A 21,244-nucleotide genomic window follows, 5' to 3' on the forward strand; every position below is an offset into this window, starting at 1 on the left:
TATTTAATTAGTTTAATTGTTTTAATGGTTCTCCAATAGAGTAACGTAAAATGTTTTCTTCTGAAAATTGTTCTTTTTGTAATTCGCCATAAATGGTTCCTTCATGCATCACGAGAATACGATCTGAAATCCCCATAATCTCTGGCATGTCTGAAGATATTACCACAACACCAACACCTTTTTTAGCAACCTCATTTATAAGGTTATAGATTTCAATTTTTGCACCAACATCTACTCCTCTAGTTGGTTCATCAATAAAAATGACTTTACTATCAATACTCAACCATTTTGCTAGTGCTACTTTTTGCTGATTACCACCACTAAGATTTTTTACATTAACCTCTGAGTTTGGTGTTTTAATGTTTAATTTTTCAATTAAACCCAATACCTTTTTGTATTCGTTTTCTACGTTTATAAAGCCTAGTTTACTAGAAATAGACTTAAAACTAGTAACACTAATATTTCTTCTAATAGATAGTGGTAAAAACACACCTTCTTCTTTTCTATCTTCGGAAACAAAACCTATTTGATAACCAGCAGCATCTACTGGAGAATTGGTTTTAATTACTTCTCCTTCTAGCGTTAAAACTCCAGATTTCTTTTTATCTGCACCAAAAATTAATTTAGCAGTTTCTGTTCTTCCGCTTCCACCTAAACCAGCAATACCAAGTACTTCACCAGGTTTCACTTCAAAAGAAACGTTATGTACCATGGTTTCTTTTGCAGTTAAGTTTTTTACTTGAAAGATGGGTACCTCTCCTATTTTAATCTCTCTTTTTGGATATAAATCTTTTAACTCACGACCAATCATTAAGCGAATAACGCCATCTTTATCTGTTTCAGAAATAGGCATACTTCCTGTATCTACACCATCTCTAAGTACTGTAACGGTATCTGCTATTTTGAAAATTTCGTCTAAATGATGTGATATGTATATAATAGAAACGCCTTGTTCTTTTAATCGGAAAAGAATTTGAAACAGTTTTTTAACATCTTTAGGATCAAATACTGTTGTTGGTTCATCTAAAACCAAAATTTTAGTATCTTCTGAAATAGCTTTAGCAATTTCAACCACTTGTTTTTGTACAATACTTAGGTCTTTTACTTTTGCGGAAGCATCAATTTTAAAGTCTAAAGAATCTAATAATTCTTGTGCATCTTTAATAATACCTTTCCAGTTCATCCAAGATTTACTAGCTCCTAATTTGTGTAAATAAATATTTTCAGCAACCGATAAATCATTCACTAAAGACAATTCTTGATAGACTACATTAATTCCTAAAACCTGGCCTTCATGTGTGTTTTTAGGATGGATATCTTGTCCGTCTAAAACTACTTTACCAGCATCTTTTTGATGCACACCACTTAATATTTTAATTAAAGTAGATTTACCAGCACCATTTTCACCTAATAAAGCATGAATTTCACCTGACTTTACTTTTAAGTTCACATCTTTAAGTACAGAAACAACACCAAAACTTTTGGAAATTCCTGACATTTCTAAACGATATTCGTTTGTTGCATTTTTCATATCTATCAGGATTAAAATATTGCTTTAGGATTGTAGTACTTAGCAGCATTCTCTTTGGTAATTAATAAAGGCGCTGTGTACGATTTTTTATCAAAATCGGTTTTACCATTCATATACTCTACCGCAAATTGCACTGCATTTTTACCAATTTGCACAGGACTATTCATTGCAGTACAACCATAAAAATCGGTTTCCATAATGTATTTTATGGCTTCTTTTTGTCCATCTGCTCCAGCAACAATTAAGATATCATCGGTTTTACCAGCTTGAGCAATCGCTTTAATAGCACCTAACACACAAACATCCGATTCTGTAATGACCACATTAACATCTGGATGTGCTACTAAAATATCTTCCATAGCTTTGAGTCCGCCAGCATAAGACCATTCGGTATAAGCTTGTGTTTTTACATTAAGATTTATTTTTCCTTGTGTACGTAATTGTTCTTCAGTAATCCCTTGTAACAATCCTTGTTTACGCGTACGACCAACAGGATTTCCTGCATTTCCGCTTAATAAAGCGATATTCATTGGTTTGTTTCCAAATTTTTTAGCTAACCATTCGCCTGCTAATTCGCCATTGGCTAAATTGTTAGATTGTATAGTAGTTACAAATTCTGCTTCCGGACTAATAGAACTGTCAATAATAAAAACAGGTATACCTGCTGCTTTAGCAATTTTAGTAACTCCCACTAAAGCATCTGGATCTTTAGGATTTAGTAATAAAGCATCTACTCCTTTAGTAATTAAATCTTCTACAGCTGCAATTTGTTTATTGATATCATCTTGACCATCCGCAGATAAAAATTGCATGCCATTTTTTTCGGTAGTAGATTTTATGCTTTGCCATAAAGCTTGATAATAAGGTGCATTTAATGAAGGTGAGCAATAACCAATTTTCTTACCTGTTAAATCGATTTTACTATCAAAAACATCTCCGATTTCTTCCGAAGCATTAGAAGAAGTCTCAGATTGGTCTAGTTGTTCTGCACAACTAAATAAATTAAAAACTAACAAAAGCAGCAGTAATGGGAAAATCAATTTTTTAAAATTGAATGTTGAAGTTTTTGTTTTCATAATTTTAAGTTTAATAATTAAAATGCAATTAAAGTTAAGCGTATTTTTCTATTTAAAACAAAGTAACATCTAATTGAATTACTGTTTTTTCTTGTTCTGGATTCCACATTAATGTTACATCTACAGGAATGGTATGTTTTAAAACAGCAAACTGCTTATTATAAGTAGCACCAACATTTATAATATTTCCTGCTCCTTCTGTATAAAACGTTTTATTGGTAATAAAAGACCAAGCACCTCCTGCAAAAACAGACAAACTAGAATTACTATTTTGCCATACTTTACTACTAACCTCAAAGTAATGTGTCCAAGAATCTTTTAAATCTCCATTATCTTGAATTTCATAATCACCAGAACCACCATTTATGATAGTTGCGAAATATAATAAGGTGTTAGGTGTTACATTGTAGCCAAAATTTAAATCCACAAAATTGTAACCTTGCGTTTTATCATAGCTCCAGTAACTTAACTTATCTCCTCTTTCTTCTACTCCTGTATAATTATTATGTGTTACAGCTTCGATAAAGAATTTATCTGAAAAACGATATTTTGTATAAATTGAAACTTCTTTATAATAAGCACTTTCGTTTTCACCAGTATTTATATTTTTTACATCTACAGATGAAAAACTCGCTCCTCCCCAAAAACCAAAAGTGAATTTTTTGTTTTTAGAATTATATTCCAAACTACTCGCTAACATTGCACCTGGATGTACTACAAAACCATGCCAAGTATGCATGTTTTTTAGATGAGCACTTAAACTAAATGGCGAGTAATTGTTTTCACTAATACTTTTATTATCAGCCTCATTTTCTTGAGCATATATTGAACTAGATGATAATAGCATCAACATAGCACATATTATAAAGAAACGATTAAAACCTTCTCTTGTTTTAACATTTAGACTATTGAGAACATTTTTTCTTATTAATTTTTCCATTTTAAAGGAGTATTAGAAAACAACTAAAATTATAAACGTCATTTTTACGTTTGTTTTTCAAATGTATCACAAAAAATTATTAAAAACCTAATTTATATCAAAAAACATATGTTAAATTATCATTTTTATATGCTAAATTGATTAAAATATTAGTGTTTTATCAAAATAAAACATTAATATTGCTAGTGTTTAAATGACGTTTAATAAAATTCGATTTTATTAATACGAAAAAATTAAAACACATATTTAAAATAGAAATCATTTATGAATCCCGAAAAAATATTAAACCTATCTGTTGACTGTGTTGTTTTTGGATATGACGTTAACACAAAATCCTTAAATGTTTTATTAATAAAACGCTACTTAGAAACCAATAACAACGTCTTGGTAGACGATTATGTATTAACTGGTTATCACGTTTATAAACATGAAACTTTAGATGAAACAGCAACCAGAGTTTTAAGAGAGTTAACTGGTTTAACAAACCAATATAAAAAACAATTTAAGGCTTTTGGAAACCCGAATCGTTTAACTAGTGAAAAAGATTTACCTTGGATAGAAAATGAAAAATTTAACAGCAGAACTATTACAGTAGCCTATTATTTTTTATTAAAAACAGAAGACGTTTCTTTAACAAACAATAAATATAGCGCTGCATGGTTTCCTATTAACAAATTACCAGACTTAGGTTTTGATCATAAAGAAATAATACAAGAAGCTTATGAGGATTTAAAAGTTAAGTGCCTATCGGAACCTATTATATTTAAATTACTTCCAGATAAATTTACTATTAATGATGTTCAAGATTTATACGAATCTATATTAGGAATAGAAATAGACAATAGAAATTTTAGAAGAAAGTTAATAAACAAAAAGTATATAATTGCATTAGATGAAAAACAAGTTGGCGTCTCTAAAAGACCAGCACAATTATATATGTTTAGCAAGGATATTTACGATAAAATTTTTGAGAAAAACTACCTTATAAGCATTTAATCTAAAACTTATATAAAAACAAAAAAGCTTTTCAATTTCTTGAAAAGCTTTTTTTTTAGTAGCGGGAACTGGACTCGAACCAGTGACCTTCGGGTTATGAGCCCGACGAGCTACCTACTGCTCTATCCCGCGATTTAATATCTTAAATAATTTCTTAGCTTTTAACTTTCGGTTCATAATGCCGACCAATTATTTAGGACTGCAAATATACAACCATTTTTATATATAACAAGCATTTATTTGATAAAATTTATTGTTCAATATTTATTGCTTCAAAACCAACAAGTTGCGACTCTTCAAAGTGTGGTGTTAATTGAATTGGATTACAGCATACCTCGCAATCTTCTACATAAGTTTGTGTTCTAACACTACTATCTAAAAGCATTGAGATGGTTTCCCAACAATAAGGACATTGAAAATAATGCTCAATCATTTTAAAATTTATTACAAAAATAAAAAAGAGCTAACAATTATGTTAGCTCTTTAAATTAAGATTTTTATCTATATAAGGAAATTAGTCTCTTTCTACTACGTAAGTATCATTAAACGTAATAATAGCGCTTTTAACACTAGCTCTATCTTCTACAACCGTAGCATACTCTACATTCATATTATTATCGCTAACCATTAATGTTCCTAACTTATTTAATTTGCTAAATTGTAATGGTAAGTTTCCTGTTAATTTATTATCTGAAAGTATTAGCTCTTTTAGGTTTTTTAAATCGGTTAATTCTAAAGGAATATCGCCTTCTAAATTATTGTCTATTAAACTTAATGTTTCAAGTTCATGTAATTGACCTAATTGGCTAGGAATTATTCCTGTTAAAAAATTACTTCCTAATTGCAATGTTTTTAAATTAACTAGTTTGGCTAATTCTGAAGGAATTTCTCCTGTAAAACTATTGCTATATAATGCTAAAACTTCTAAATTATTTAAAGCTCCTAAAAAAGAAGGAATGTTTCCTTTAAAATTATTTAAAAATAACTCTAGAGACTTTAAGTTTTTTAAATTTGATAGAGAATTTGGTAATTCTCCTGAAAGTTTATTTAGACCAAAATTTATACTCTGTAATGCTGTAAGATTCCCAATTTCTTGAGGAATAGTACCATTTAAATTATTGAATTGTAAATTTATACCAACAACTTTATCTGACTCTATTTTTACACCATACCAAGTACTAACATCTGCATTTAAATCCCATTTCTTAGTCCATTGCTCTCCATTTGTTGAAGTATGCAAAGCAATTAAAGCTTCCTTTTCTTTATTTGAAATTCCAGCAAAACTTAATAATGAAGCAAACAGAAAAATTAAAGTAAGTTGAAGATTTTTCATGGTGGTTAGTCTATTGGGATTAATATATATCAAATTTAAACTAAAGCACCACTAATTGCAAATTTTTTCGATAAACGGTAAGTTTTAATTAATTTAAAAATAAAAATTTACGACCAAATACCATTTTACCCTTTTAAAACTCTGTATTAAGTAATTCTCCGCTTAATTGTAACAAATCTAATTCTGCCAATTTTGCAGCATATTTTGCTTGATTTCTGCTTAATTCCGCATTTAATAAATTAAGCTGAGCCTGCCTAAACTCTATAGAATTTACTTGTCCAATTTTAAATTTTTCTTGAGTACGATCGAAATTACTTTGAGCTGTATTTATATTGTTTTCTTGTAAATTATAAATTTCAAGTTTATTTTTATATTCAGCCCAAACATTATTAAAATCGCGCGTAATACTAATTAAGATATTTTCTTTTTGAAGTTTTTGTGTTTCTAAATTTACTTTTGCATTTCTAACACGTGTAATTGTACTACCTCCATCAAAAATATTCCAAGTTAAATTTAGGCCAGCAGAGAGACCTGTATTTACAGATCCAGCAACAAAAGATACTGCGTTATTTTCACTTTTATTCCAGCCATAACTTCCTACTAAACCAATTGTTGGAAGATAAGCAGATTGACCAGATTTTATACCTAATTGACTTATAGCTATATTCTTTTCCGTTTGAAGCAATGCTATATTTCTTGTTTTTGCTTTTTCAAACAAACTATCCTTTTGGAATTCTAATGCAAAATTAATTTCGGTTTCTACTTTAAATTCATTTTGAAGTACATTACCTAAGACAACATTTAAATCTCGCTTTCCGTTTTTTAAATCTTGAACAGCATTAATAATATTAATACTATCGTTTACAATATCTACCTCTGCGTTTAGGACACCTAGTTTGGTATTTTGCCCATATTCAAATTGATATTCTGCTCTAACTAAACGGTCTTTTGAAACTTTTAAAGTTTCTTCTAATGCTGAAACATTTTCTGATAATTGTGCTACATTATAATACACTGAGAACAATTGAATTATTGTACTCTCTATTGTTTCTCTAGCCTGTAACTCGGATAATTGATATTCTTCTTTTAAACTTTTATAATTATAGCGTCTGCCTAAGCCATCAAAAATGGTATAATTTAAATCTATAGAAGCATTATAACGAGAACTTTCTGCTCCATTTAAAGTAGTTACTCTACCGTCTGAAAAAGTAGACTCATTATTATCTAAATTATATGTTGCTCCAGCATTACCAACAACAGTTGGCAAGAAACCAGTGTTTAAAATATTAGAATTATTCTCTGCAACTTCAACTGCGTTATTAGCTATTTGAATATCATAATTATTTTCTAAAGCTAATTTAACGGCTTCGTTTTGCGTTAATATGGTTTGTGCCTTAGTTAAAGAAACACAACTTAAAATTACTAAAAACCAAATATTTTTAATGTTCATTTTCTTCTTTTTGTTCTTTAATAGCTCTTTCTACTTCTTCTTTTGTTACATTTTTTCCAGTTATTAACCATTTTCCTTTTTGTTTAATTGAGTTACTAAACGAAAGAAATAATGGTAATACTAAAAGTGTTAACACTGTAGCATAAGCAATACCAAATGAAATTGAAATTGCCATTGGTTTTAAAAATTGTGCTTGTCTACTTTTTTCTAATAATAATGGAGCTAAACCTGCAACAGTGGTTAATGATGTTAAGAAAATAGCTCTAAAACGAGATTTTCCAGCGTCTAAAAGTGCTTTATCAAACTCCAAGCCTTCTCGTAAATTGGTATTAAATTTTCCTATAAATACTAAACCATCGTTAACCATAATACCAATTAAGGCTATAATTCCTAAAAGTGATAAAATGTTTACTGAGAAGCCTAGAAGCCAATGTCCCCAAGCAACCGCAGTTAAACTAAATGGCACTAAAAGCATAAGTAATAATGGTTGGCTATAGCTTCTAAACGTAAATGCAATTACAACATAAATGAGAAATAAAATAGGAATTCCTGCTTTTGCTAAAGAACTGTTTAATTTCTCTTTTTCTCTATTTTGCCCTTCAAAAGAAGCAGAAATGGTTGGATATTTAGATTTTAAATCCACCATTGTTATGTTTTTTAAATCGGCTAAAATATCAGTTGTACTTGTATTAGGGTCTTTTAAATCGGCAGAGACTTGTATTTCTCGTTGTCCTTCTAAATGATTAATTGCTACATCACCTCTTTCTATTGTATAAGTCGCAATATCTTTTAATGTTACGCGCTCTCCATTTGGTGTTACAATACGCATATCGTCTAAATCGTTTATAGATGCTCTGTTACTTCTGTCGTATCGTACCCAAACTCTAATTTCGTCTTGCCCTCTTTGAAAACGTTGTGCTTGAGTACCAAAGAAACCAGATCGCACTTGAGCCATAACTGTACTTAAATTTAAACCTAACAAGTAAGCACTTTCTTTTAATTCTATACGTATTTCTTTAATTCCGGCTGGATCATTATCTTCAATATCTTTTAATAAAGGATTTGTAGATAAAACTTCTTTTAACTCAACCTTTGCCGCTTTTAGTTCTTCTATATTATTACCTAAAAGTGATACTGAAACTGGACTACCTCCAAAATTACCTCCCGAACCAAAAATTAATCGTTCTGTACCTATTACTGGACCAACTAGTTCTCTTAATCTATTTGCTACTAATGAAGATTTTATAGCGTCTGGGCGCTCTTCTCCTGGTAACATATTAATACTTAAACTAGCACTAGAGCTACTATTTATTGTTAAAATTGTGTTTTCAAAAAGCTGCTTACCTGTTCCTTTTAAATACTTTTCTGTTAGTTCTTGATTTACTATAAAAGATTTTTCTTCAATCATAGAAATAATAGAGTCGGTAACTTTTTCATTTGTTCCGTTAGGCATGTCTAATTCAATAGAAACACGATCACTTGCAATAGATGGAAACATTGTTACTCCAATAATTCCGCCACCAATAGCTCCAAAAGTTAAAATTAGTAAGGCTAAAAAGATACCTAAAGAGAGTAATTTAAAATTTAATACAAATGTAATTGTAGGTGTATAAAATTTATCTCTTAAAAAGTTCATGAAGTTATCTCCTGCCTTATTAATAACACGCATTTTAGAGAAAAACTGCTTTATTTTTGAAGGATTTTCTTCTACAACTTTTAGTTTTAATGCTTTAGAGTGTGCTAAATGCGCTGGCAGTATAATTAAAGCCTCTACCAACGAAACTACCAAAGTAAGTATTACTATAACTGCCACTTCGCCAAAAAACTCACCAATTCTACTATCTAAAAACAAGAATAGTGAAAAGGCTAAAAGTGTTGTAATAATTGCAGAAACTACTGGTGGAATTACTTCCATTGTTCCATCTATAGCTGCTTTAATTGGTGTTTTTCCTTTTTCGTAATGTTGGTAAATATTTTCGGCTATTACTATACCATCATCAACTAAAATACCGATAACGATAATCATACCAAAAAGCGATAACACATTAATAGTTACATCAAACTGAGCTGCAAAAATAAACATCCCTAAGAATGAGATTGGCAAACCAAAAGCAACCCAAAACGCTAAACGCGTATTTAAGAAGATAGATAAAAACAATAAAACTAATAGCATACCAACAATAGCATTTTCTGTTAGTAAATCTGTACGCTGGTTTAAGGTTGTTGATAAATCTCTAACAACACTTAACTGTACATTATTATGTTTTTGGTTATATGTTTCTATGTAATCTTTTACATTATCGGCAGAAGAAATTAAATCTTCATTATTTGTACTTGTTATTGAAATATTTACAGATAATTTTTGATTGAAATAGGTTGCATTTGGAGTTTCGGAAAAACGATCACGAATTATAGCAACATCTTTTAACCTTACTACTTTTCCATCTGCAGATGCTCTTACAACAATATTTGACAGTTCGTCTCCATAATAAGAACGGTTATTTGCACGAATTAAATACTCTTCAGCATCTGTTTTTATAGTACCTCCCGTAGTTAAAATATTTGCTGTACTAACTGCTTGAGATACCTCTGAAAACGTTAAATTATAAGCTAATAGACTTGTTTCGTTTACAGCAATTTCAATTTCTTCTTCTGGATAGCCAGATATGGCTATTTGAGAAATACCATCAATTGCTCTTAAATCATTCTCTATCTGTCTTCCAATTTCTTTTAAGGTTGCTAAAGGCACATTATCTCCACTTAAAGCAAATGAAATAGTTTCTCTTACAGCCTCTTGTTTAGCAACAATTAATGGCTCCATACCTGTAGGAAAAGACGGAACTCTATCTACTGCATTTTTAACTTCCAACAGCATAAAGTCGATGTTTTCTCCTTTTTCTATCTCAACAGTTATAGTTCCACTATTTTCTTTTGATACAGATGTAACTCTATCTATACCTTTTAATCCTTTTAAATTGTCTTCTATTTTAAGCACAACACCTTCTTCTATCTCTTGAGGTGAAGCTCCTGGATAAGTTACATTAACATTAATAATTTTAGATTCTGTTAAAGGAAAAAAAGATGATTTTATAGAGGTTACACCTAAGTAACCAAAAATTCCGAAAGCGAGAATAAAAATATTAACAGCTACATGATACTTTATAAAATATGCTATAAGATTTCTCATGTTTAATACTTATTGTTTGTATTACTTGTTTCTTTAAAAGGCTTTACCAACATTCCTGAGTATGCACCAGGTACAGCTTTTTTAAGAATTACAGTACCATTAGGCACATTTTTTAAAACCACTTTTGTATCTGAAAAATATACAGGCTTTACATCTATTACATCTAACAAGCTATCTTTTACAACAAATATCTGCTCGCTTTCTAATAACAAGTTTCTATCAATTTCTATAGCATCACTTTCTTTTTTTGCATTTAAATTAGCTTCTAAATACATACCTTCTTTTAAGTTTTCATGCTTAACTTCAATATATGCAGTAATGGTTTGTGTTGTAGGATCTATACTCGCATTTACACGAGATACTGTACCAGTATATGTTTCGGTTTTATCTAAATTATTTAATGTTACAGATTCTCCAACTTTTAATAAACTGGCATAAGTTTTACTAATAGCTACTTCCATTTCGTATATAGAAGTATCTATAAATTCTCCTAGTTTTTGACCACTTCTAATTAAAGTTCCTTCGGTTACTAAAGCCTCTGTTAAAGTTCCAGAAAAAGGAGCAGTAATAGAATACTTAGCCAAACGCTGTTCTAAATTTTTAACGTTATAGTAATTTGAAACTATACTTCGTCCTGTTATGAAATAATTTTCTTTATCGGAAGTCATTTCTGGTAACTTTGGAGTAGTTTTATTTAAATCGAATCCGTTTAAATAATTTTGCCATTTATCATAAATATCCGGAAAATCTAAACGTAAGTCTGGCATAATTGCAGAAATAGAATTGTACAAATTACTTTTTGACGATTGCACGCTTGCATAATATTCTGCAGCATCAATTTTTATTAGAGTTTGTCCTGCTCTATATTCTTGCCCAGGTTTAAAAAGTTTGTTACCTCTTTTAAATATACCTTGAACTTCTGAGTAAAGTTCTAATCTACGTTTAGCTTCAAGATTACCATTTGCAGCAATAACAATTGGTATGGTTGTATTTTGTACAGTATCTGTAAATACTGTTTTTACGACTTTAGCTTGAACTGGTTTTGGTTTGTTTTTATCGGCAATTAATTTTTGAGCAAATAAAAATGAAGCAATTATTAGCAAAACGCCAATAACCGATAATATAATTTTACGCATTTGGTATAGTTTTAATTTAAGTAAGACTGCAAAATTAAACTATAGTTTAAACCTCAAATGTTAAAAAAAACCTAAAAAGAATTAATTATAATCTTCTAACTGAAGCGTGATATCTTCCCATTTTTCCATGAGTTTATTAAGCTCATCTTTTTTAGCCTGGTAGTTTTCAAAAAAGTTAGGTTTAGAAACTGTTTCATCGTAGTTAACTGCTAACTCGACATCGGCTTCTTTTATTTCTTTTTCTAATTGGCTAATTTTAGACTCGGTATTACTTAATTTATTATTAAGTGACTTTACTTTTTTCTGCTCTTCGTAAGATTGATTGTTCTTTTCTTTTGGAGCATCTTTAGAAACGGTTCGTTTTTCTACTTCTCTTAAATTATCAACTTGTCTCTTTTCTAAATAATAATCAATATCTCCTAAATACTTTTTTATTTTTTCATCTTTAAACTCATAGACTGTAGAGGTTAAACCTTGAAGAAAGTCTCTATCGTGTGATACTAAAATTAATGTTCCTTCAAATCGTTGAAGTGCCTCTTTTAATACGTTTTTAGACTTAATATCTAAGTGATTTGTAGGCTCATCCATTATAAGCACATTAAATGGCTGAAGCATTAATTTTGCAAGTGCTAATCTATTACGTTCTCCACCAGATAATACACGCACATATTTTTCTACTTCGTCTCCTCTAAATAAAAACGAACCTAAAATGTCTCGAACTTTACTTCTATTAGTTTCATTAGCCGCATCAATCATGGTATCTAAAACAGTTTTGCTACCATCAAGATATTCGGCTTGGTTTTGTGCGAAATAACCAATTTGAACATTATGACCTAGTTTTAGCTTACCTTCATGCTTAATATCGCCTACTAGAATTTTTGCTAATGTAGATTTTCCTTGTCCATTTTGCCCAACAAATGCTGTTTTTGCATCTCTCTCTATTAACAAATTGATGTTTGATAGTACCTGATTCTCTCCATAGTTTTTAGAAATATCTTCTGTTTCTACTACCACTTTTCCAGGTGTTATTGATACTGGAAAATTTAAAGTCATTACACTATTATCATCTTCATCTACTTCTATTCTATCTATTTTATCAAGTTTTTTAATAAGAGATTGCGCCATGGTTGCTTTAGATGCTTTAGCTCTAAATTTCTCGATTAATTTTTCGGTTTGTTCAATCTGTTTTTGTTGATTTTTTTGAGATGCCAATTGTTGAGTTCTTAGCTCTTCACGCAATACTAAATATTTTGTATATGGTTTTGGGTAATCATAAATACGTCCTAAAGAAATCTCTATTGTTCTATTAGTAACATTATCTAAAAACATTTTATCGTGAGAAACAATTGCTACAGCACCAGTGTAATTTTTTAAGAAACCTTCTAACCAGATAATAGATTCTATATCTAAGTGGTTTGTTGGCTCATCGAGTAATAATACATCGTTATTTTGAAGTAATAATTTTGCTAATTCTATTCGCATTCTCCAACCTCCAGAAAATGTATCTGTAAGTTTATTAAAATCTTCTCGTTTAAAACCTAAACCTTGTAGAATTTTTTCTGTTTCTCCTTGATAGCTATAACCTCCAAGAATCTCATATTGGTGTTGTATTTCATTTAAATCAATCATTAATTGATTATATCCATCACTTTCATAATCTGTGCGCTCTGCCAATTGAGTATTAATCTCTTGCATTTGAGATTCAATAGCTTTAATCTCTACAAAAGCTTGATAAGATTCTTCTAAAACTGTACGTCCTAAAACAAAATCTATATCTTGTTTTAAAAACCCTATTTTTAATTCCTTGTCACCAGCTATTTGCCCAGAATCTGGCTCTAACTCTTTTGCTAAAATTTTTAGCATAGTAGATTTACCAGCACCATTTTTCCCTATAAGCCCGACACGGTCTCCGTTACCTAGTTTAAAGGTAATATCTTCAAAAAGGTATTCTCCTTGAAATGAAATAGATAAATTATGGATATTTAGCATTGATTTGTGACTTATGTTACATTAAATTAAACACTATAGTTTAACTTTGTATAACTAATTAATGTTTGCAAAAATACATAAATTATATGTTTAATAAAGGATCTAAAATTTACGCAATTATAACTGGTGTTTGCCCAAAATGCCATGAAGAATCTATGTACACAAATAAAAATCCTTATGCTATAACTCAACTTTTTAGCATGCATGAAAAATGTAGCAATTGTAACACAAAATATAAAATTGAACCTTCATTTTTTTATGGTTCTATGTATGTTAGCTATGGAGTTGGTATTGCTTTTGCTGTTGCTGCTTTTGTAATTAGTTATCTTATTTTAAATTGCTCTCTTAATGTTGCCATAATTTCAATTGTAGCATCGCAAATAGTATTTTATCCTATTATTGTAAGATTATCTAGAAATATTTGGATTAATATCTTTATAAAATACAATAAGTCGTTAGCTAAAAAAGATTAATTCTATTACAAATTAAATCTAGCAATATCTAAGTCTTTATCCAAAGTAGAGTTTTGCTCTATGTGATTATAGAGTTGTTGTGCTGCGTAAGGCCCAATCATTACTCCTCTTGTCCCTAAACCATTTAAAACATGCATATTTTTATATTTAGGATGCGTTCCAACCAATGGTCTTCTATCTTTTACAGTGGGTCTTATTCCTGCAACTTGATTGATAACTTCAAAATCGCAATTAATAAGTGTTTTTAACTTGGTTAAAAGCTCTTCTCTAGCTTGGGATGTAATAGCATTAGTTTTATCTGTATGGTCGTAAGTGGAACCTATTCTGTAAATACTACAACCTAAAGGAATAATAAAAACACTAGATTTTAACACAAAATCAAGTTTTAATTCTGGCGCCTTAATTGTTATTAATTCTCCTTTACTACCTTGTAATGGCAAGCTATTAAAAAAGGGATTTTGTTTTAAACCAAAGCCTTCTGCAAATACAATGTGAGTTGTTAATATATCTTTATATGATATTGAATTATTATTGAATTGAATAACATTATAATCTATACTCTCACAAAATAATTGTCCTTTATTTTTTAATTGCTTTTTATATTCTGAAATTAAGAGTGAAGTATCTATTCTTCCTGTTTCTAGTACTTCTCCAAAATTATATTGTGACGTTATAGATTTATTTTCATTTTTATAAATGTTTAAAGACATGTAATCCGACAATCCTTCTTGATCGGATTTTGCAAACCAATTATTTTGCTCTTCTAAAGATGTAAAACGTTTTCTTACAGGAACTTTATAATCTAATTTAACATTTAGTCTTTGTTCTATACTATTATACATTGGTATAGCTAAAGCTAATTGTTTTTTACTTTGCCAAACAGGTGTAAATCGTTTTAATGTTACTGGATTATATAAACCTCCTGCAACAGTAGATGATTGCTGTGAGTTATTATCGAATACTACAAATGTTTTATTATTTGCTAATAATTGCTCACAAAATGAAATTCCTGCTAATCCACAACCAACTATAATATAATCTACTTTCATAATACGAAGATATAATAAAGTGTATTATAATTTTATAAAAACAAACACAATAAACACGTTTAACAAAATTAAATCTTATGCAATAAAAAACGCTCACTTTTTAAGTGAGCGTTTAAAATATATTATCTTTTTCTAATTAGTATGACCACATATCTAATTCGAAATTTCTAATTTTTTCTTTAATTCTTTCAGATTCTAAAAGTTGCATTAATGCGTTTTCAGGCACATACTCTTCGACCTTACGATCTCCAAATACATTTTCTTCTCTAGTGATTACTCCATTAAAACGACGTGCATTTAAAATGTGATCGAAAGAAAATGGTACAGCACTATTTTTAGCATTAAAAGATTTTGCTTCATGCAATACTTCTCTAGCATCTGGATAGAATACCCAAAATAATGGATTTGGTTCGCTGTTAGCATTCTCAGCATCCAAGAAATTTACGTCTGGTGCTGCTGGTGCTATACCAAGTAAACGATATTTTAATTCACCTTGTCGCTTGTCGAAATACCATAATCCTTTTATAAGATACGCGCTAATATGATAAGAAGAAATCTCAGTTTTTGTAATATACTCTGGATCTACTCGACCTTCTGCATTAAATTGATCGTAACCATAATCTAAAGTATCAATTTTAGTAGTTATATCTCGCATTTCTTTAGCTGTACGTTTAGCTGAAAAATAAGAATCGTTATACACGTTTTCTATTTCACCTTCAGCAATAGCCTTTGTTAAAACATCGTAAAGAGAACGTCTGTTACTTCCAATATTATTTGTATCTACAGGATAGTATAATGGAAAGTTTACACGCTCGTCTAAAACAATTTTTTCCCAAGTCATTTTTGCGAACATAATATCTCTATCATCAACATAACCGTATTCTAAAGGCTTATCGTTGTCTAAAGCTTTTTGTTCTTCAGTTCTCACACCAATCTCTGCTGGAGATTTAGCATTTAAAATGTTAGCTTGAGCAAATGCACTAGTAGACATTAATGCTCCAAATACAACTGCTAATAAAGATTTATAATTCATTTGTTTCTTCTTTTTATATTAATTTAATTATAAAGTTGATTAGTTTGCTAACTCTATAACTATTGGAGATGCAGGTTTCATTTTTGGTCCAGATGATCTAGATTTAATTTCAAAAATAGTAACAGCATCACCTCTTCTTGCTTTGTTAATTGCAGCTTTTGCTTGACCATTCATTTTGCTACCACTTACAGTAATACTTGGCTGTCCTGGAACTTTAACTTTAAATCCAGTTACAGTTAATGGTAAATCAAAATCAAAATCTTCTAATTCTGCTTTTACAGTACCTGCAGCAACGTTTGCTCTAGGTAATTTTCCTGAAGACATACCAGCCATTTTTCCTGTTGGCTTAGGAATATCTTTAATTCTAAATGTAGCTTTATCGCTTGCTCTTGAACCATCGTCTAAAGTTGCACTAACATTAATAGTAACTTCTCTTCCTGATGTTGGTACCATTGTATATTTACCTGCTTTACCTGCTTTAGATAAACCTGGTGCACTTGCAGAAACTTTATTATCTGGAACTCCAGCAAAAGAAATTGTCATTGGGTTAGTTACACCTCTATAAACAACATTCATTTTATCTGCTGAAATTGTTGCTGAATTTGGTCTTGGAACAACAACATAGTTACCAACGATAGGAATTTCTAAAGGCTTACCATCTTCTAAAAATGTAAATGTTCCTTTAATTTCTTGTTCTCCAACATTACCTACGTTAAAATCTAACTTAGCAGCTCCTGTAGAGTCAATAGCTTGAGAAACATCTATTTCTTTTCCTTGTACGGTTAATTTTGTAGGTGTTACGTTTGCATATTTTCCTAAAACAACTTTACCTTGAAACTTTTCTCCTGCAAAGAATGCAGACTTATCAGCTAATACAATTGCTTGATATTTTTTTAACGAAACAGCTTCATCTAAACTATTCCCTAAGAATAAGTTAAACATGTTAGCCTCTGTCATCTTAACATCGTTTTGCATTGCTGTTAACTTTGTGTAAGATGCAATTGCTGGGAAACCTTGAAAGTTATAGTTTAACCAACTTTTAGTTACTCCTTCTTTTGTTTTAACCTCTGCTGTAGAAAAACGCTTTTCTAAACGCTCAATAGCTTTTTGATACTTAACGTCTGTACCAAGAATGTTTTTAATATCAGTTTTATATTGCTCAATTTTAGCAATAACTTCTTGACCTTTTTTAGTTTCACGGTCTCCAGTAAACCACATTTCGTCAAGGATATCTGTTTTATCCATTGCCTCAAATGGTAACTTTCCAGTTTCTGGATCTACAGAATAGTTTCCTTCTCTAAGGATATCTGCTTTTAAAGTACCAATGTATTTAAAAAACTTATCTGAAACTGTATTTACTTGAGTTGCCTTATTATAAGGTACTGCAAATTCCTCTTTCTTTTCTTCAGCTTTAGTTTCTAAATCTGCTAATAAAGCAGTATTTTTCTCAGTAGCTACTTCGTTAGATTCTTCGAACTTAGCGTCCATTAATCCAAATGCCGATAGTACTTCTTTTGACATATTCATTGCCATCATTGCGATGAATACTAAATACATCAAGTTAATCATTTTCTGCCTTGCAGATGCTTTTCCTCCTGCCATGTCTAATTAGTTTTTTTAATTATTAATATTAGTTATACTAATTACTAATTAGTTTTTGTTCATTGCAGTTAACATTCCACCATATACTCCATTTAAAGAAGATAAGTTAGATGCTAAAGATTGCATTTGCTCTTTTAATTTAGCAGCATTTTCTACAGACTCTTCGTTAATTGTAGCTTGACGACTTGCAGCCTCCATTTGTACTTTATATAAACTGTTTAAAGATTCCATTTGTGCAGCAGCTAGAGTCATTTCTTCTCCATATTTCTTTTGTGCAGCCATAGCGTCTACAGTTGGAGAAATTCCTTTAGCAGCTCCTTCGAAGTTTTTAATGCTGTTTCCTAAACTAGCCATTAATTCTCCATCAATTTTTGCATCTTTTAATAAGTTATCTAATTTTTTAGATAATAAACCTTCAGCATCTTTAGGCTCTTCAACTAATTTTCCTTTTTTAGTTGTTGTTACACCACCTGCTAATTCAGGGTATACTAAAGACCAATCTAAATCTGCTGATTGTCTTTCGAATGCAGAATATGTAAATACTAAAGCTTCCACAATCATACCTAACGTTAAGATTTCTGAACCATAAGGCCAGTGTTGGATTTTAAATAAGGCTCCAACAATTACAATTGCTGCTCCTAATCCATAAATCATATTAGTTACTGTGATTTTACCTTTTTGTGCCATAATTTCTAAGTTTTAATTTTTGTAGTTAATTTTTAATTTTAGTAGAGTTTTATTATCGTCTTGCATTAGCTGTTACTTCTGTACCCATATAATCTTGTACGGTTCTAAAGCCAATATAACTTCTTGCAGAATCTGCATATTCGTAATCTCTTGAACTTACTTGTAAGAAGTAAGCAACATCTTTCCAAGATCCACCTCTAACTACTTTACGTTGGTTATTAGCTTCGTTTACACTTGGATTAATTGTAGACATATGTTCGTATGAACTTGGATCGTAAGAAGCGTTTACCCACTCTGATACGTTTCCTGCCATATTATATAGATTAAAATCATTAGGTTCGAAAGCGTCTGCTTCTACAGTATATAATGCTTGATCTGCTGCATAATCTCCTCTTAACGGCTTAAAGTTTGCCATAAAACAACCTCTATCGTTTTTAGCATATGGACCTCCCCAAGGGAAAGTTGCTGCTTGAAGACCTCCTCTTGCTGCATACTCCCATTCGGCTTCAGATGGTAAACGATATGAATTTACGTAATGTCTTTTCTTTTCTTTTCTGTACGAGTTATGTAATAATGTTCTCCATTGGCAAAAAGCTTTTGCTTGTTTCCAAGATACTCCAACAACTGGATAATCTCCATAAGCATCGTGCCAGAAATAATCGTTGTGCATTGGCTCATTATAAGAATAAGCAAAATCTCTAATCCAAGCTGTAGTATCTGGATAAATTTCTACTTCTTCTTTTATAATAACATCTTTACGACGTAAATTCTTGTTTTTTGCAGCTTTTTCGATATCCATGTAAGAATACTGAAACTTAAATTTAGTTACATCCCATGTACGTTGACCATTATAAGACTCTTCTATTGGTAAATACATAGTATCCATAACTTCCACATAGTACTCATCTGGATATTCTGCTGTATCAAAAATCAAATCAACATCATGATTTAGTTTTCTTCCTTCATAACCAGTTTCTCCAAGTCCACTATAGTTATCAAGCATATACTGCTCATAAGGTGTCATTTCTTCTTCATTAGCGTCTTTAAAAGCAAACTGACCAATTCCTGGCTCTCCACTTTCTCCTGTTTCTCCAACTTCATCGGCTAAGATTGCTAATTTTGTTCTAACAGTAGAATCTCTTACCCATTCTACAAACTGACGATACTCACTATTAGTGATTTCTGTCTCGTCCATATAGAAGGCTCTTACTGTAACTGTTTTTGCTGGCGCATCTTGAATTCCAGCCAAATCATCATCAGCTTTACCCATTATAAATGCTCCTCCAGGAACCAAAGTCATACCGTAAGGCTTCTCTGGATGCCACTTCTTTCCTTTAACACCAACTAATTGGCCTCTGTCTTTAGAACCACAACTGGCTAAAAGTGTTAAAACTACTGTTAATAATACAAACTTCTTCATATTCATTGTAAAACTCGAGGTTAATTATATACTCCTAATTTTTTAAGAGCGTAAACATATTTATATATTTTTTAAAAAACAACTTTTAATCAAAAAAAAAATACATTTCATCGTGTTAAAATTGCATTTAAACGATTTGGAAATGTTAAAGTTTACTCCTTTTTTTTTATTTATAAACTGTTTTTCTGATACGCCTTATACCATCTGGCTGGTATTTTACCATTACATGCATCTATATAATCTTTGTGCGTGCAAGGTAATAACGTATGTTTTTTTAATTTATTATTAACATTTGATAAAAAAGGTATTTCTACCCACCATCTTCCTGTTTTTGTACTTTTATAGAACACTAACTGCTCTGTGTCTGCTAAAGTAGTGAATTTTTGGTGATTAATATCATCTAAAAAATTATCATCTTTAATTCTACAGTTTACACCTTCTATAAAATACCATAACATTTGAGCTACTAACATTGCTGTTACTTCATCATCATAAGAAGGTTTGTACTCAAATATACCAAATGCAGACACCTTATTACTTATTCCAGCATAACGAGAAATAGCGCAAATTTCTTTTCCATCTAAGCCGTTTGGAGAAAGTCTTTGTTTTAAACTTACTTCTGAAGCTTTTACTGACCCTAAATCTATACTCACCAAATTTGCATCCCTCATAGCTGGCTCTGCTAAGGTGATATCGTTAGAAATCTCTCCTAATCGATATGCTTCAAAATACAAACGCTCCATTAAATCTATTTCTTCTTGAGAGTTAAAATACGTTTGATAACCTATAGTTGCATAATTAAATAAGTTATATGGCTCATCCAAAATAACTTTACCTATAAAACTATTATTTTTTATTGGTTTTGCAGAATCTCCAAGATCGAAACGTGAATCTACATTAACAATATTAACCATTGGCATTAAATTATCGTATGCACGATAAATAGCGTATGTTAAATCTTGACTTCCGCCTAATATTACAGGAATAATTTTTTTCTGAATTAAAATAGAAACTGTTGTTTTTAAGGCAAAGTAAGTATCTTCAACAGACTCTCCTCTATTAATATCGCCTAAATCTGCAATTGTTGTATTCCAACTTCCAGGAAATAAAGCATAAAAAGATTTCCTAATTTCATTAAGCTGAAACTCTTCTCCTATATAATTAACATCGTTTCTATTTTCTAATACTCCAACTATAGCAATTGAAACGCCTTCTAAGTCTGGAATGCCATTTTGAGAAGAATGAATTTTCAATTTTCGTCCTAATGCCTGCATAGACAATAACTCGTTATGAGCTAACACTGCATCTGTTACTGGAGACAAAAAATTAAAGTTCATACTAG

17 protein-coding genes and 1 tRNA gene are annotated in these 21,244 nt (G+C 30.5%); 2 read left to right on the forward strand and 16 right to left on the reverse strand.

Annotated elements, in window-relative coordinates:
• Positions 1-7 precede the first annotated feature (7 nt).
• From BWR22_RS12300 to BWR22_RS12310, 3 genes are read right to left on the reverse strand one after another with little or no spacing between them, the layout of a single operon-like run.
• Entirely contained in the window at positions 8-1,531 is a 1,524-nt protein-coding gene (locus BWR22_RS12300; protein ID WP_076733960.1) for a sugar ABC transporter ATP-binding protein, read from the reverse strand.
• Positions 1,532-1,542: 11 nt separating this feature from the next.
• Positions 1,543-2,607 carry a substrate-binding domain-containing protein gene (locus BWR22_RS12305; RefSeq protein ID WP_076733961.1) on the reverse strand — a complete coding sequence of 355 codons (1,065 nt, stop codon included), beginning with the start codon at positions 2,605-2,607 and terminating at the stop codon, positions 1,543-1,545.
• Between the two features lie 52 nt (positions 2,608-2,659).
• On the reverse strand, positions 2,660-3,547 hold the full coding sequence (locus tag BWR22_RS12310) for a hypothetical protein (RefSeq protein ID WP_241828207.1): 888 nt from the start codon (positions 3,545-3,547) through the stop codon (positions 2,660-2,662).
• A gap of 264 nt (positions 3,548-3,811) precedes the next feature.
• Between BWR22_RS12310 and BWR22_RS12315 the strand changes: the two genes are divergently transcribed.
• The gene (locus tag BWR22_RS12315) at positions 3,812-4,543 is read left to right on the forward strand and encodes an NUDIX hydrolase (protein ID WP_076733962.1); all 732 of its coding nucleotides are present in this window, start codon (positions 3,812-3,814) and stop codon (positions 4,541-4,543) included.
• Between the two features lie 59 nt (positions 4,544-4,602).
• Here BWR22_RS12315 and BWR22_RS12320 read toward each other — a convergent pair.
• The 7 genes from BWR22_RS12320 to BWR22_RS12350 all read right to left on the reverse strand — a co-directional run bounded on the left by BWR22_RS12320 (position 4,603) and on the right by BWR22_RS12350 (position 13,638).
• Positions 4,603-4,675: transfer RNA gene (locus BWR22_RS12320), tRNA-Met, on the reverse strand.
• A 118-nt stretch (positions 4,676-4,793) separates the two neighbouring features.
• On the reverse strand, positions 4,794-4,976 hold the full coding sequence (locus tag BWR22_RS12325) for a CPXCG motif-containing cysteine-rich protein (RefSeq protein WP_076733963.1): 183 nt from the start codon (positions 4,974-4,976) through the stop codon (positions 4,794-4,796).
• An 81-nt stretch (positions 4,977-5,057) separates the two neighbouring features.
• Complete coding sequence (locus BWR22_RS12330) at positions 5,058-5,876, reverse strand: leucine-rich repeat domain-containing protein (protein WP_076733964.1); 819 nt, start codon at positions 5,874-5,876, stop codon at positions 5,058-5,060.
• Positions 5,877-6,009: 133 nt separating this feature from the next.
• The gene (locus BWR22_RS12335) at positions 6,010-7,326 is read right to left on the reverse strand and encodes a TolC family protein (protein ID WP_076733965.1); all 1,317 of its coding nucleotides are present in this window, start codon (positions 7,324-7,326) and stop codon (positions 6,010-6,012) included.
• Positions 7,316-10,513 (reverse strand): efflux RND transporter permease subunit, encoded by a 3,198-nt coding sequence (locus BWR22_RS12340; RefSeq protein WP_076733966.1) that lies wholly within the window; start codon positions 10,511-10,513, stop codon positions 7,316-7,318. The genes BWR22_RS12335 and BWR22_RS12340 overlap by 11 nt, the downstream gene beginning before the upstream one ends.
• A gap of 2 nt (positions 10,514-10,515) precedes the next feature.
• A complete protein-coding gene (locus BWR22_RS12345; protein ID WP_076733967.1) occupies positions 10,516-11,649 on the reverse strand; it encodes an efflux RND transporter periplasmic adaptor subunit in 1,134 nt (377 codons plus the stop codon).
• Positions 11,650-11,730: 81 nt separating this feature from the next.
• The gene (locus tag BWR22_RS12350) at positions 11,731-13,638 is read right to left on the reverse strand and encodes an ABC-F family ATP-binding cassette domain-containing protein (RefSeq protein WP_076733968.1); all 1,908 of its coding nucleotides are present in this window, start codon (positions 13,636-13,638) and stop codon (positions 11,731-11,733) included.
• 86 nt (positions 13,639-13,724) lie between these two features.
• Between BWR22_RS12350 and BWR22_RS12355 the strand changes: the two genes are divergently transcribed.
• Complete coding sequence (locus BWR22_RS12355; RefSeq protein WP_076733969.1) at positions 13,725-14,111, forward strand: DUF983 domain-containing protein; 387 nt, start codon at positions 13,725-13,727, stop codon at positions 14,109-14,111.
• A gap of 5 nt (positions 14,112-14,116) precedes the next feature.
• Here BWR22_RS12355 and BWR22_RS12360 read toward each other — a convergent pair whose 3' ends face one another.
• The 6 genes from BWR22_RS12360 to BWR22_RS12385 all read right to left on the reverse strand — a co-directional run bounded on the left by BWR22_RS12360 (position 14,117) and on the right by BWR22_RS12385 (position 21,239).
• The gene (locus BWR22_RS12360) at positions 14,117-15,160 is read right to left on the reverse strand and encodes an NAD(P)/FAD-dependent oxidoreductase (protein WP_076733970.1); all 1,044 of its coding nucleotides are present in this window, start codon (positions 15,158-15,160) and stop codon (positions 14,117-14,119) included.
• Positions 15,161-15,296: 136 nt separating this feature from the next.
• The gene (gene porN, locus BWR22_RS12365; protein ID WP_076733971.1) at positions 15,297-16,193 is read right to left on the reverse strand and encodes a type IX secretion system ring subunit PorN/GldN; all 897 of its coding nucleotides are present in this window, start codon (positions 16,191-16,193) and stop codon (positions 15,297-15,299) included.
• Positions 16,194-16,232: 39 nt separating this feature from the next.
• The gene (gene porM, locus BWR22_RS12370; RefSeq protein ID WP_076733972.1) at positions 16,233-17,795 is read right to left on the reverse strand and encodes a type IX secretion system motor protein PorM/GldM; all 1,563 of its coding nucleotides are present in this window, start codon (positions 17,793-17,795) and stop codon (positions 16,233-16,235) included.
• Between the two features lie 48 nt (positions 17,796-17,843).
• The gene (gene porL, locus BWR22_RS12375; protein WP_076733973.1) at positions 17,844-18,482 is read right to left on the reverse strand and encodes a type IX secretion system motor protein PorL/GldL; all 639 of its coding nucleotides are present in this window, start codon (positions 18,480-18,482) and stop codon (positions 17,844-17,846) included.
• A gap of 52 nt (positions 18,483-18,534) precedes the next feature.
• The gene (gene porK / locus BWR22_RS12380) at positions 18,535-19,902 is read right to left on the reverse strand and encodes a T9SS ring complex lipoprotein PorK/GldK (protein WP_076733974.1); all 1,368 of its coding nucleotides are present in this window, start codon (positions 19,900-19,902) and stop codon (positions 18,535-18,537) included.
• A gap of 170 nt (positions 19,903-20,072) precedes the next feature.
• A complete protein-coding gene (locus tag BWR22_RS12385; protein ID WP_076733975.1) occupies positions 20,073-21,239 on the reverse strand; it encodes a formimidoylglutamase in 1,167 nt (388 codons plus the stop codon).
• Between the last annotated feature and the right edge of the window lie 5 nt (positions 21,240-21,244).

This window comes from Lacinutrix venerupis, assembly GCF_001971745.1.
GTDB classification, from domain to species: domain Bacteria; phylum Bacteroidota; class Bacteroidia; order Flavobacteriales; family Flavobacteriaceae; genus Lacinutrix; species Lacinutrix venerupis.